Source organism: Streptomyces sp. NPDC043680, from assembly GCF_056436685.1.
In genome coordinates this window covers 72,396-85,492 of record NZ_JBWKCE010000006.1, presented here as the reverse complement: position 1 = coordinate 85,492, position 13,097 = coordinate 72,396, and the positions used below count along the sequence as shown (strand labels likewise).

The following is a 13,097-nucleotide window of genomic DNA, read 5'->3' as shown; positions in this document are numbered from 1 at the left end:
GAAACCCGGTGTAGCAACTCCCCCATGACGACCAACGGCGGCATCTCCTTCTGGTACGCGACCGACCCCACCGCCACCGCCCGGCCACCCCGCGCCCCCCTCACCACCGACACCACCGCGGACGTGGTCGTCGTCGGCGGCGGCTACACCGGCCTGTGGACCGCCTACTACCTCAAGACGGCCGCCCCCGACCTGCGCATCACCATCCTCGAACAGAAGTTCTGCGGCTACGGGGCCTCCGGCCGCAACGGCGGCTGGCTCTACAACGGCATCGCCGGCCGCGACCGCTACGCCCGGCGCCACGGCCACCAGGCCGCACAGCGCCTCCAGCACGCCATGAACGACACCGTCACCGAGGTCATCGACGTCGCCGCCAAGGAGGGCATCGACGCCGACGTGCACCGCGGCGGCGTCCTCGAAGTCGCCCGCACCCCCGCCCAGCTCAGCCGCCTCAAGGCCTTCCACGAAGCCGAACTCGCCTTCGGCGAAACCGACCGCGAGCTCTACGACGCCGTCGAAACCCGCGCCCGCATCGACATCGCCGACGCGGTGGGCGCCGGCTGGACCCCCCACGGCGCCCGCATCCACCCCTGGAAACTCGCCAAGGGCCTCGCCGCCGCCTGCGAACGCCTCGGCGTGGTCATCCACGAAACCACCCCGGTCACCGAAATCCGCGCGGGCCGGGCCCTGACCCCGTACGGCACGGTCCGCGCCCCGTACGTCCTGCGCTGCACCGAGGGCTTCACGGCCGCCCTGAAGGGCCAGAAGCGCGCGTGGCTCCCGATGAACTCCTCGATGATCGCGACGGCTCCGCTCCCGGAGTCGACCTGGTCGCAATTGGGCTGGTCGGGGCGGGAAGTGCTGGGCGACATGGCCCACGCCTACATGTACGCCCAGCGCACCGCGGACGACCGCATCGCGATCGGCGGCCGCGGCATCCCGTACCGCTTCGGCTCCCGCACCGACACCGACGGCACCACCCAGCCCGCCACGATCGCCTCGCTGACCGCCCTGTTGACCTCCTTCTTCCCGGTCCTCACCGGGGTGGAGATCACGCACGCCTGGTCCGGGGTCCTCGGCGTCCCCCGCGACTGGTGCGCCACCGTCACCCTGGACCGCACGACGGGCCTCGGCTGGGCGGGCGGCTACGTCGGCTCGGGCGTGGCCACCGCCAACCTCGCGGCCCGCACCCTGCGCGACCTGGTCCTGGAGGACCGCACCGAGCTGACCACCCTCCCCTGGGTCGACCACCGCGTCCGCCGCTGGGAGCCGGAACCCTTCCGCTGGCTCGGCGTCCACGCCCTCTACGCGGCCTACCGCGAGGCGGACCGCCGCGAAACGGCCACCCACCGCCCCACCACAACCCCCCTGGCCCGCCTGGCCGACCGCATCTCGGGCCGCCGCTGACCAGACGCCGGAAGGCCCCGGGCGATCGCCCGGGGCCTTCCGTTTCTGTACGAATCCCTTGGGTCAGCAAGCCCCTGACCTGGGATGGAGCCCCCTGTCGGATTCGAACCGACGACCTACGCATTACAAGTGCGTTGCTCTGGCCAGCTGAGCTAAGGAGGCGTAGCCGCCCTCACTTTACACAGCGGCACTTCGCCCCGGCCATCACGTTCGTCAAGCCGCCGGGTACCCACAGCGGTTCAGCGCCCGGGTGAACTCCGCGAGCGTCAGCCGCGGGTTGAGGCCCCGCACGGCGGCCTCGGTCAGGGGGCGGAGCTCCCAGACGTGCTCCACCGCCGTCCGGTCGAGTGTGACCTCGTGGTAGTCCTCCGCGAACTCCTGATAGGCCGCGGCCGTACCCGCCGCGAGGACGGAGAAGAGGTGGTCGGCGCCGTCGTCGACATCCGCCGGGATCTCCACCTCGCCCGTCCGCCAGGCGGTGTCGGAGGTCTCGCGCCAGAAGACGGCCGTCGCCTGGAGCACGCCCCCCTCGCAGAACGCCGGCTCCGCCACCAGCGGCCGGAACACCTCCGGCACGGTGTCCACCAGGCCGGGCCACAGCGCCACGTCCTCGTCGCCCCAGGGGCTCATCGGGGACTCGTGGTCGAAGCCGCGCCCGAAGACCCCGGCCGGGGTGAAGACGATGGCGTACTCGTCGCCCGAGCCGTTCTCCATGAAGGCCGCCTCCTGGCTCGGGCCCCACGCAGCGTCGTATGAGAAGTAGCCGTACGGGCTGTTCCCGCCGACCACCCGGTCCAGCGCCGCCAGCGCGCGGCAGCGGTCCCGGAGGGTCGGGATGTCGGGGAGGACGCGGATCAGGTCGTGGACGGTCATGGGTGCAAGGGAAACAGACACCTCTGACAGCGGCGGAGCTCACGGGCACCGGGGTGCTGACAGAAGCGGCGGTTCCGGGTAGGTTCGGGCGGAAGTCCATTCTCGTGGACCAGACCAATTCTTCCTTCCACTCGGATCGTCCGGCACGTTCCTGCCGGTAGAAGGGATTCATCACCATGGCTTCTGTCACCTTCGACAAGGCGACCCGGCTCTACCCCGGCGGCGACAAGCCCGCCGTCGACGAGCTGGAGCTGCACATCGAGGACGGGGAGTTCCTCGTCCTCGTCGGGCCCTCCGGCTGCGGCAAGTCCACCTCGCTGCGCATGCTCGCCGGCCTGGAGGACGTCAACGGCGGTGCCATCCGCATCGGTGACCGCGACGTCACGCACCTGCCGCCCAAGGACCGGGACATCGCGATGGTGTTCCAGAACTACGCGCTGTACCCGCACATGACCGTCGCCGACAACATGGGCTTCGCGCTCAAGATCGCCGGCGAGGACAAGGCGACCATCCGCAAGAAGGTCGAGGACGCGGCGAAGATGCTCGACCTCACCCAGTACCTCGACCGCAAGCCGAAGGCCCTGTCCGGCGGTCAGCGTCAGCGTGTCGCCATGGGGCGGGCCATCGTGCGCAAGCCGCAGGTGTTCCTGATGGACGAGCCGCTCTCGAACCTCGACGCGAAGCTGCGCGTGTCCACGCGTACGCAGATCGCGGCGCTCCAGCGCGACCTCGGGATCACCACCGTCTACGTCACCCACGACCAGGTCGAGGCCATGACGATGGGCGACCGGGTGGCGGTGCTGAAGGACGGTCTGCTGCAGCAGGTCGACACCCCGCGCAACATGTACGACCGGCCGGCGAACCTGTTCGTCGCCGGGTTCATCGGCTCGCCCGCGATGAACCTGGTCGAGGTGCCGATCACGGATGGCGGTGTGAAGTTCGGGGACAGTGTGGTGCCGGTGTCGCGTGAGGCGCTGTCCGCCGCCGCGGACGCGGGCGACCGTACCGTCACGGTGGGCGTGCGTCCCGAGCACTTCGACGTCGGTACCGAGGGCGGGCTGACGATCACGGTCAACGTCGTGGAGGAGCTCGGCGCCGACGGGTACGTCTACGGCCAGACCTCGAAGGCCGACGGCGGCCAGGACATCGTGGTGCGCGTCGGCGGCCGCCAGGTGCCGGAGAAGGGCTCTTCGCTGCACGTCGTGCCGCGGGCCGGCGAGATCCACGTGTTCTCCACCTCCTCCGGTGAGCGGCTGTCCGGCTGAGCCGTGTGACGGGTGACCGCGAGGGGCGTTCCCGGGTCTCCGGGAACGCCCCTCGCGTCCCTGCACAGAGCGGGCAGAGCACCCCATTCGGGTCCGGTCGTCAACACGTGATTCGAAAGGCCACGTCGAACCATCCCTCGACCGGGTGACTAAATGTCGCCAAATCTTCACCGAGCGCTACTCTCGCCCTCGTGACCCACACTGCCCGCCGTATCGGCCGATCCCTCGCCCTGGTCCTGCCCGTCGTCCTGGTCCTGTCCGGGACTCTCGCGGTCACCATGGTCCCCTGGGCGGACAACACCCCTTCCCAGATCCTGACCGCGTCCGCCGAGGACGTCTCGGTCCCCGCGAAGCCGCGTGCCGCCCACGAGGTGCTGCGCGACAAGCTGCTCGGTGAGCTGCAGCAGGGCGAGACGCCGGGCGACGTCCTGACGCACCTCCAGCGGGAGGTGGACCGGCGGCCGTCGCTCGCCGAGCACTGCGTGGGGATCGCGCGGGCGCTGGGCCGGGCCGCCGTGGACGCCTACGGTCCGACGAAGGCGCAGTCCTTCGCGCGGCCCGTCTGCGACACGTCGTACGCGTCCGGCGTCGCCTCCATGGGCTGACGGGGCCCGACGTACGCGTCGAGCGGGTCGAGCGGCCTCTACCCTGGCCGCCATGACCGACGTTCCTGCCGTACCCCACCCCACCGTTTCCGCGGCCGCGTTCCCGGCCTCCCTCGTCCAGGCGCCCACTCAGGCGGTCGTACTGGCGGGGGGCCAGGGTTCGCGGCTGCGTCCGTATACGGACGACCGGCCGAAGCCGATGGTCGAGATCCCGGGGACGGGGATGCCGATCATCGGGCACCAGCTGGCGTGGCTGGCCTCCGAGGGGGTCACCGATGCGGTGGTGTCCTGCGGGCACCTCGCGGAGGTGCTGCAGGACTGGCTGGCCCGGGCCGAGCTGCCGCTGCGGGTGACGACGGTGGTGGAGGAGGAGCCGCTGGGGCGCGGCGGCGGTCTGAAGTACGCGGCACGGCAGCTGCCGTGTGCGGACCAGCCGTGGTACGCGACGAACGGGGACATCTGGACGCGGTTCTCGCTGCGCGAGATGGCGGCCTTCCATGCGGAGCGGGGGGCGACGGCGACGCTGGCGCTGGCGCGGCCGCGGATTCCCTGGGGGGCGGTGGAGACCAACGAGTTCGGGCAGGTGCTGGACTTCATCGAGTCGCCGCCGTCGCCGTATCTGATCAATGCGGGCGTGTACGTCTTCGGTCCCGAATTCGCGGCGCTGCTGCCGGATTTGGGCGACCACGAACGGACGACGTTCCCGCGGCTGGCGCGTGAGCGGCGGTTGGCGGGCTTCCCGCTGCCCCAGGGGGCCTACTGGCGGGCGATCGACACGGCGAAGGATCTGACCGAGGCGGCCCGCGAGTTGGCCGCCCAGAGCGGCCCCGGCGGCCTCTGAGCCCCTGTCCGGCCGCTGAGCCTCCCTACGCCGCCGCCGGCGAGTGAGCCGAAGGGGCGCGCCGGCGAAGGAGGGCGAACGCCCGGAGGAACCGCGAGGAACGAGCGGTTTCGAGGACGTACGGCCTCCTGGAGTCGGCATCAGCGCCCCGGAGGCGAACCGAGCCCGGAAGGGGGGAGAACGAGCGGTTTCGAGGACGTACGGCCTCCTGGAGCCGGCATCAGCGCCCCGGAGGCGAACCGAGCCCGGAAGGGGGGAGAACGAGCGGTTTCGAGGACGTACGGCCTCCTGGAGCCGGCATCAGCGCCCCGGAGGCGAACCGAGCCCGCAAAAGAAGAGGGCCCGGCGTGCCGGGTGCACGCCGGGCCCTTTCGGGGGTGGGGCCCCTCAGCCGAGGAGGCCGCCGACCAGGCCGGGCTGGCGCGGCTTGCTGCTGCCGCCTCCGCTGCCGGAGGTGCTGCCCGAGGAGGAGGACGGCGGCTTCGGGGTGGACTGCTTGGGGCTGCTGCTGCCGACGGTGGAGCCGGTGGTGGTGCCGCGGGTCGCGGTGGGTGACTGGGAGCCGGTTCCCGCGGTTGCGCGGGAGCTGGTACCGGCGGTGCTGCGGCCGGCCTTGGCGGTGGGGCTGCCGGCGCCGGCGGTGGGTTCCGCGGGCTTGGAGGGCTGCGGGGTGGTGGGCTGCGGCTGTTGCTGCTTGCTCGGAAGTTGCGGGAGCGGGGAGCCGGGCAGGTAGTTGCTGGGGGCGCGGCCCGGGCCGGGCACGGTGACGACGGTGGTGGAGCGGACGGCGCCGCCGAGCACGGAGCCGATGAGCATGGTGAGCCCGCACACCACGGCGGCCATGACGGAGCCGCGGCGCAGGACGCGCCTGCGCAGCTGCCAGACCTCGGAGCGGGGTCCGAGGGTGCGCCAGGCCTCTCCGGCGAGGCGGCCGTCGAGTGAGTAGACGGGGGCGCCCGCGATGATCAGCGGGCTCCAGGCGGCGAGGTAGATGATGTCGGGGGCGTCGTAGGCGGGGACGGTCTTCCAGCTCACCGTCATCAGCAGGGCGGCGGACAGGAGTGCGCCGAAGCAGGCGGCGAAGCGCTGCCACAGGCCGAGGACGGTCAGCACGCCGACGATGACCTGGAGGAAGGCCACGCTCAGGCCGGCGCCGACGGGGTGCGCGAGGGCGAAGTCGCGCAGCGGTTCGGCGAGGGCCCAGGGGTGCAGGGTGCGCAGCCAGGTGACCATGGAGCCGCGTTCGCCGCCGTCGAAGTAGACGGGGTCGCACAGCTTGCCCATGCCGGCGTAGATGGAGATGAAGCCGAGGAAGACGCGCAGCGGGAGCAGCACGACGCCGAGGTTCATCCGGCGGCCGGGGTAGTACGAGGCTTGCGCGCGGGCCTCGGAGGCCGCGCGGCGGGAGTCGCCGCCGGGGCCGGTGCCGGGCGGGTCGTCGTAGGGGGTGTCGAAGCCGGCCCCGCCGCCGCCCGCGTACGGCGGCGTGTACGGCGGCGTGTACGGCGGCGTGTACGGCAGGTCCCGTACGGCGGTCAGCCTGCGCGTCTCGTCGGGGTCGCCGTAGGTGCGCTGGCCGATGACGGTCGGCGTGGCGAGGGTGTCTCCGGCGAGGTCGTGCGCGAGGTCCACCCGTGGGATGACCTGGGTGGCTCCGCCGTCGTACTCGTCGTGGCCGCGCCCGTGTTCGCGCACGGCCTGGAGGAGTCCTCCCATGGCGGCGGAGTCGCCGCCCGGGGCGGACTTGCCGCTCCAGACGACGGGGGCGCGGCGGCGGGTGGCGCCCGCGGCGGCCACGGCACCGCCGAGGACGGGCGCGCGCCCGGGTGAGCCGGGGGCGTTCGCGGGCTTGGAACGCGCGCTCGGGCTCGGTGCGAGCCGCACGCGGAAGCTGGCGTGGTTGACGATGACCTGTGCGGGGTCGCACGGCACCTTGACCATGCTCAGCGCGGGCTGGTCGTCGAACCCTGACGTTCTGGTGTCCACACTCATCTAACCGAGTGATCAGTGTTTAGGACACTGCCTTGACAGCAGGGATGTGTCCGAGGCCCGTCAAGATCAAGCCACCCCGCCCGAAACGGGCGGGGTGACACGCTCACGGGTCACGCTGCGTGAGCCGATTGGCAGAGCCTCAGGGCCCGGCCGGGGCGCTTCAGCCGCGGCGGCGGGCCGCTTCGTAGAGCACGACGCCCGCGGCGACACCGGCGTTGAGGGATTCGGCGCCGCCCGGCATGGGGATGCGGACGAGGTAGTCGCAGTTCTCGCCGACGAGGCGGCCGAGGCCCTTGCCCTCGGAGCCGACGACGATGACGACCGGGCCGGCGAGCGCGTCGAGGTCGGCAACGGTGTGCTCGCCCTCGGCGGCGAGGCCGACGATGGCCAGGCCGGCCTTCTTGTACTCCTGGAGGGCGCGGGTCAGGTTGGTGACGCGGGAGACCGGGGTGCGGGCCGCGGTGCCGGCGGAGGTCTTCCAGGCACCGGCGGTCATACCGGCGGCGCGGCGCTCGGGGATGACCACGCCGTGGCCGCCGAAGGCGGAGACGGAGCGGACGATCGCGCCGAGGTTGCGGGGGTCGGTGACGCCGTCGAGGGCGACGATGAGGGGGTCCTCGCCGTTGTCGTAGGCGGCGGCGGTGAGGTCCTCGGGGTGCGCGTACTCGTACGGCGGGACCTGGAGGACGAGGCCCTGGTGGTTGAGCCCGTTGGTCATCCGGTCGAGTTCGGGGCGCGGGGCTTCCATCAGGTTGATGTTGCCGCGCTCGCCGGCGAGCTGGAGGGCCTCGCGGACGCGCTCGTCGTTGTCGATGAACTGCTGCACGTAGAGGGTGGTGGCGGGGACGCCGTCGCGCAGTGCCTCGAAGACGGGGTTGCGGCCGACGACCATCTCGCTGGTGCCCTTGGGGCCGCCGCGGCGGGGCGCGGGGCGGCGCTTGGCCGCCTGCTTGGCCATGGCGTTGGAGATGCGGAAGGCCTTGTGGCCCTTGCGGTCCTCGGCCTTGGGCGTGGGGCCCCTGCCCTCCAGGCCCTTGCGCCGCTGCCCGCCGCTGCCGACCGTGGCGCCCTTCTTGTTGGACGTGCGGCGGTTCCTGCGCTGGCTGTTCCCGGCCATGACCTCTACCTGTTTTCGTTGGTGCTGCGATACGTACGTATGAAGAGTGTGCCGCCCGGAGGCCCGGGCGGCACAACAGAGCTGGTCCGGGCCTTGCCGGCTCAGCGCGGGCCGAGCGTCCAGCGGGGGCCGGCCGGGCTGTCCTCGATGACGAGGCCGGACTGCTGGAGCTGGTCGCGGATGGCGTCGGCGGTGGCCCAGTCCTTGCGGGAGCGGGCGGACTCCCGCTGCTCCAGGACGAGGCGTACGAGCGTGTCGACGGCCCCGTGGAGGTCCTCTCCGCGGTCGCTCTCCTCCGCCCAGTGCGGGTCGAGCGGGTCCAGGCCGAGGACGGCCAGCATGGCCCGTACCTCCGACAGGCGCGCGATGGCCGCGTCCTTGTCGTCGGCGGCCAGTGCGCTGTTGCCCTGGCGGACGGTGGTGTGGACGATGGCGAGCGCCTGCGGGACGCCCAGGTCGTCGTCCATGGCCTCGGCGAAGGCGGGCGGGACCTCGGCCGCGGGGTCGACGGTCTTGCCGGCCTTCTCGATGACGCGCTGGTAGAAGCCCTCGATGCGCGCGAAGGCGGATTCGGCCTCGCGCAGGGCCTCCTCGCTGTATTCGATCATCGAGCGGTAGTGCGGGGTGCCGAGGTAGTAGCGCAGGACGATCGGGCGCCAGCGCTTGACCATTTCGGAGACGAGCACGGAGTTGCCGAGCGACTTCGACATCTTCTCGCCGGACATGGTCACCCAGGCGTTGTGGCACCAGTACTGCGCGAACGCGTCGCCGAAGGCCTTGGCCTGGACGATCTCGTTCTCGTGGTGCGGGAAGATCAGGTCGAGGCCGCCGCCGTGGATGTCGAAGGCGCTGCCGAGGTACTTGTGCGCCATGGCGGAGCATTCGAGGTGCCAGCCGGGGCGGCCGCGGCCCCAGGGGGTCTCCCAGTCGGGCTCGCCGGGCTTGGAGGCCTTCCACATGGCGAAGTCGCGGGGGTCGCGCTTGCCGGTGATGCCTTCCTCGGCGGGCTGGCGCAGGTCGTCGATGTCCTGGTTGGACAGGGCCAGGTAGTCCGGGTAGGAGCGGACGTCGAAGTAGACGCTGCCGTCGGCGACGTAGGCGTGGCCGCGCTCGATCAGGACGCGCATCATCTCGATCATCTCGGGCACGTGGCCCGTGGCGCGCGGCTCGTAGGTGGGCCGCAGGCAGCCCAGCGCGTCGTAACCGGTGTTGAACGCGAGCTCGTTCTCGTAGCCGATGGACCACCAGGGGCGGCCCTGCTCCGCGGACTTGGCGATGATCTTGTCGTCGATGTCCGTGACGTTGCGGATGAAGGTCACGTCGTAGCCGCGGTAGGTGAACCAGCGGCGCATGACGTCGAAGTTGAGGTACGACCTGATGTGCCCGATGTGCGGGGCCGCCTGCACGGTGGCACCACACAGGTAGATCGAGACGCAGCCCGGGACGAGCGGGATGAAGTCGCGGATCTGCCGGGCGCTGGTGTCGTACAGGCGAATAGTCACGGCATCCAGGGTAGTGCGCCTGCGGCAGTGCCCCGCGACCCTTTCGGGGCGCGGGGGGCGCTTTGCTGCCGAAGAGGTGACGTCGACGACGCCGGGGTTGTGGCCGTACGTCGTACTCAGGTGCGGTTCGTCCGGTAGACGAGGGCGGTGGCGATGGCGGCGAGCCCTTCGGCGCGGCCGGTGAGGCCGAGGCCGTCGGTGGTGGTGCCGGAGACCGCGACGGGGGCGCCCGCGGCGGCGGCGAGCGCCTTCTGCGCTTCTTCGCGCCGTTTGCCGATCTTCGGGCGTACGCCGATCACCTGGATGGCGATGTTGCCGATCTCGAAGCCCTCGGCGCGGACGATACGGGCGGCCTCCGCCAGGAGGGTGACACCGGCGGCGCCGGACCACTCGGGGCGGGAGGTGCCGAAGTGGGCGCCGAGGTCGCCGACGCCGGCGGCGGAGAACAGGGCGTCGCAGGCGGCGTGCGCGGCGACGTCGCCGTCGGAGTGTCCGGCGAGGCCGTCCTCGCCCTCCCACAGCAGCCCGGCGCACCACAGCTCACGGCCGGCCTCGAAGGCGTGCACGTCGGTGCCGATGCCGACCTGCGGGAGCAGCGGGGCGGGGGCGGCGGCGCGCGCGGCCCCGGCCGGAGCCTCGTTCCGGCCGCCCTGGCCGCCGGGGCCGCCGTGGCCGGAGAACTCCTCGGAACCTGCGGAGTCAGTAGGCATCGGTGGCCCTCCTGCGGGCGAGTACGGCCTCTGCGAGGACCAGGTCGAGCGGGCGGGTGACCTTGAAGGCCTCTTCGTGGCCGGGGACCGCCATCACGGTGACGCCGAGCCGTTCCACCATTGCGGCGTCGTCGGTGGCGCCCTCGCCGTCGGCTGCGCCCACCGCGAGCTCCTCGTGTGCGCGAACGAGCGTGGCGAGGTCGAAGCCCTGCGGGGTCTGGACGGCGCGCAGCCGGGCCCGCTCGGGCGTGGCGACGACGGGCTCGGGCTCGCCGGGCTTGCCGGGCTCGACCTCCTTGACGGTGTCGGCCAGCGGCAGGGCGGGCACCACGGCGGGCGAGCCCGCGCGGACGGCCTCGATCACGGAGTCGACGGTGTCGACGGGGACGAGCGGGCGGGCCGCGTCGTGGATGAGAACGGAGGTGATGTCGGCCGGGAGCGCGGCGAGGCCGGCGCGTACGGACTCCTGGCGGGTCTCCCCGCCGGGCACGACCAGGATCTCGGTGCGGTCGGGCAGCGCGTGCTCGTCCAGCAGGCGGCGCACCTCGGCGGCTCCGTCGGAGGGGGCGACGACGACCACGGCGGAGACGGCCCGGGAGCGGGCCATCGCGCGGACGGCGTGGATGAGCATGGGGGTGCCGCCGAGGGCCCGCAGGGCCTTGGGCGCACCGGGGCCGAGGCGTACCCCGCGGCCGGCGGCCGGGATCACCGCGGCGGTGCGGTGGGGGCGCGTTTCGTCAGACATCAGTAGCTCCGAGCCAGGTTTGTGACTTCGGCCGACATGGGTATGGCCTGAGGGGTGCCGGGTGCGACGCCCTCGCCCCTTCCGTGACGACCGGTCGAGCCGGCTGCCCGGACCCGGCACGCCAGTGAGGAAATCGGTGTGGGTACAGACATGCCGCAGCGCCCGGCAACAGCCCCCTCCCGGGAGAGAGGGCGTGTCATCGGGCACCGCGGCACAACTGTGTGACGAGGTGTCCTCGCGTCAGGACGCGAGAACCTCGTCGAGGAGGGCCTCTGCCTTGTCCTCGTTGGTGTTCTCAGCGAGCGCGAGCTCGCTCACCAGGATCTGGCGCGCCTTCGCGAGCATGCGCTTCTCACCCGCGGACAGCCCGCGCTCACGCTCGCGACGCCACAGGTCACGCACCACTTCGGCGACCTTGATGACATCGCCAGAAGCGAGCTTCTCCAGATTTGCCTTGTAGCGCCGGGACCAGTTCGTCGGCTCTTCGGCATACGGCGCACGAAGCACCTCGAAGACCCGGTCCAGCCCGTCCTGGCCGACTACGTCGCGAACGCCGACGAACTCCGCATTGTCCGCAGGCACACGAACCGTCAGGTCGCCCTGGGCGACCTTGAGCACCAAGTAGGTCTTGTCCACGCCTTTGATCTGGCGAGTTTCGATGGCCTCGATCAGCGCGGCCCCGTGATGGGGATAGACCACGGTGTCGCCAACCTTGAACGTCATGTGACAGGTACCCCTTCCGTGGCTATCCAGGGTAACACGAGAACTGACTGTTATGAATGGCGTTTTCGCAGGTCAGGGCACATCTCGGGGCTTGACAACAGCGACTCGAACGTGCTGCGAAGGGCTTCCGGAAGAGGGTATTCGCAGGTCGGAGGCGCTGTGCGGACCGGACGAAACGGCCACGTTACACCTGACCGGCAGGCCCGTCAGTGTGACGTACGTCCCGTTTTGCCGGTTTCGATGCCGGGAAACCGAACTACTCCGTTCGACTGGCGACCACCCGTACGGAGCGGTTCCGGCCCAATCCTGAATTGATCACGGAGCGCCGTTCGACGGAATCCCCGAATTGATCACCAGGCGGCGGAGCGGCTTACCCCGGTGCGATACCCCCGCGGTATATGTGGGCGGCACATGAACGGCGGCCGGAATGCAAGATCGCGGGGGCCGGTGCAGGGCGGCCCCCGCGCTGCGGAGGGTCGGGTGCGGGGGCGGGGCGGCGGCTCGGTAACCTAAGCGCGCTGACACACCCTTAGAGCGGCTTTACCTCAGCCGCCCCGGGGGACGCCCACCCTTCCGTTCCGTACGTCCAAGGAGTTGCCGCCGCCGTGAGCCGCAGCCTTCGACGCGGCGCCCTCGCCGCCACCGCCATCGTGTTCTCGATCGCCTCGCTGGCCGCCTGCGCTGCCGGCGAGCACGCGGAGACGCTCCAGATCAAGCCGGACAACGCCGCCGTCACCAAGGGCGACATCAAGGTCCAGAACGCGCTGGTGATCACCCAGGGCGGCAAGGACAAGAAGGGCGGCCCCGCCGCCGTCTCCGCGACGGTCTTCAACATGGGCACCGCGCCGGAGACCATCGACGCGATCACCCTCCCGGGCAGCAAGGGCAAGGTCGTCCTGAAGGCCGCCGAGGGCGCCGCCGCCGGCAAGGTCGTCGTGCCGCCCGGCGGTTCCCTGGTCCTGGGCGGCAAGGGCAACGCCTCCGCCGTGATCGAGGGCGGCGAGTCCGTCAAGGACGGCAACGCGCAGAAGGTCGTCTTCCAGCTCAGCCGGGCGGGTGACGTGGCGCTGGACGCGCTCGTCGTCCCGGCCACCGGCATGTACGCGGGCTTCGGTCCGACCGAGGCGCCCGCCACCGGTGCCGCCGGCGCCGGCCCCTCGGGCAGCCCGACGGCCACGCCGTCCGGTGCCGCGTCCGGCTCCCCGGCCGCCGGCGTCCCGGCCGCCACCCCCTCGGGTGCGGCCTCCGGCAGCCCGGCCGCCACGCCGTCCGGCTCGGCGTCGCACGCCGCCGGTCACTGACCGCCGCGCCGTCCGC

Annotated in this window: 12 protein-coding genes and 1 tRNA gene; 5 read left to right on the top strand and 8 right to left on the bottom strand. The window is 71.8% G+C overall.

What is annotated here, in order from left to right; translation table 11 throughout:
• The first annotated feature begins 24 nt into the window (after nt 1-24).
• A complete protein-coding gene (locus tag AC0666_RS15345; RefSeq protein WP_468970333.1) occupies nt 25-1,407 on the top strand; it encodes an NAD(P)/FAD-dependent oxidoreductase in 1,383 nt (460 codons plus the stop codon).
• Nucleotides 1,408-1,492: 85 nt separating this feature from the next.
• Here AC0666_RS15345 and AC0666_RS15340 read toward each other — a convergent pair.
• Together AC0666_RS15340 and AC0666_RS15335 are read right to left on the bottom strand one after the other, a co-directional pair.
• Nucleotides 1,493-1,569 (bottom strand) — tRNA-Thr (locus AC0666_RS15340).
• Nucleotides 1,570-1,620: 51 nt separating this feature from the next.
• Entirely contained in the window at nt 1,621-2,280 is a 660-nt protein-coding gene (locus AC0666_RS15335; RefSeq protein WP_478707727.1) for a hypothetical protein, read from the bottom strand.
• A 176-nt stretch (nt 2,281-2,456) separates the two neighbouring features.
• On the opposite strand from AC0666_RS15335, the gene AC0666_RS15330 reads away from it, so the two are divergent.
• The 3 genes from AC0666_RS15330 (at nt 2,457) to AC0666_RS15320 (ending at nt 4,991) form a co-directional block, all read left to right on the top strand.
• On the top strand, nt 2,457-3,545 hold the full coding sequence (locus AC0666_RS15330) for an ABC transporter ATP-binding protein (RefSeq protein ID WP_361721381.1): 1,089 nt from the start codon (nt 2,457-2,459) through the stop codon (nt 3,543-3,545).
• A 191-nt stretch (nt 3,546-3,736) separates the two neighbouring features.
• Entirely contained in the window at nt 3,737-4,150 is a 414-nt protein-coding gene (locus AC0666_RS15325) for a hypothetical protein (protein ID WP_356849563.1), read from the top strand.
• 52 nt (nt 4,151-4,202) lie between these two features.
• The gene (locus AC0666_RS15320; RefSeq protein ID WP_468970340.1) at nt 4,203-4,991 is read left to right on the top strand and encodes a nucleotidyltransferase family protein; all 789 of its coding nucleotides are present in this window, start codon (nt 4,203-4,205) and stop codon (nt 4,989-4,991) included.
• A gap of 387 nt (nt 4,992-5,378) precedes the next feature.
• On the opposite strand, the gene AC0666_RS15315 is transcribed toward AC0666_RS15320, so the two are convergent.
• The 6 genes from AC0666_RS15315 to AC0666_RS15290 all read right to left on the bottom strand — a co-directional run bounded on the left by AC0666_RS15315 (nt 5,379) and on the right by AC0666_RS15290 (nt 11,780).
• Nucleotides 5,379-6,983 (bottom strand): DoxX family membrane protein, encoded by a 1,605-nt coding sequence (locus AC0666_RS15315; RefSeq protein ID WP_468970343.1) that lies wholly within the window; start codon nt 6,981-6,983, stop codon nt 5,379-5,381.
• Nucleotides 6,984-7,143: 160 nt separating this feature from the next.
• Nucleotides 7,144-8,100, bottom strand: a complete 957-nt coding sequence (gene rlmB, locus AC0666_RS15310) for a 23S rRNA (guanosine(2251)-2'-O)-methyltransferase RlmB (protein WP_468581642.1) — start codon at nt 8,098-8,100, stop codon at nt 7,144-7,146.
• A gap of 101 nt (nt 8,101-8,201) precedes the next feature.
• Nucleotides 8,202-9,602: a cysteine--tRNA ligase gene (cysS, locus tag AC0666_RS15305; RefSeq protein ID WP_468970347.1), complete on the bottom strand. Its 1,401-nt coding sequence runs from the start codon at nt 9,600-9,602 to the stop codon at nt 8,202-8,204.
• Between the two features lie 116 nt (nt 9,603-9,718).
• Nucleotides 9,719-10,312 (bottom strand): 2-C-methyl-D-erythritol 2,4-cyclodiphosphate synthase, encoded by a 594-nt coding sequence (ispF, locus tag AC0666_RS15300; protein ID WP_468970350.1) that lies wholly within the window; start codon nt 10,310-10,312, stop codon nt 9,719-9,721.
• The gene (gene ispD, locus AC0666_RS15295; protein ID WP_478707726.1) at nt 10,302-11,057 is read right to left on the bottom strand and encodes a 2-C-methyl-D-erythritol 4-phosphate cytidylyltransferase; all 756 of its coding nucleotides are present in this window, start codon (nt 11,055-11,057) and stop codon (nt 10,302-10,304) included. The genes ispF and ispD overlap by 11 nt, the downstream gene beginning before the upstream one ends.
• Nucleotides 11,058-11,297: 240 nt before the next feature.
• Nucleotides 11,298-11,780 carry a CarD family transcriptional regulator gene (locus tag AC0666_RS15290; RefSeq protein WP_003953493.1) on the bottom strand — a complete coding sequence of 161 codons (483 nt, stop codon included), beginning with the start codon at nt 11,778-11,780 and terminating at the stop codon, nt 11,298-11,300.
• A 605-nt stretch (nt 11,781-12,385) separates the two neighbouring features.
• On the opposite strand from AC0666_RS15290, the gene AC0666_RS15285 reads away from it, so the two are divergent.
• Nucleotides 12,386-13,081: a DUF461 domain-containing protein gene (locus AC0666_RS15285; RefSeq protein ID WP_468970356.1), complete on the top strand. Its 696-nt coding sequence runs from the start codon at nt 12,386-12,388 to the stop codon at nt 13,079-13,081.
• Nucleotides 13,082-13,097 lie beyond the last annotated feature (16 nt).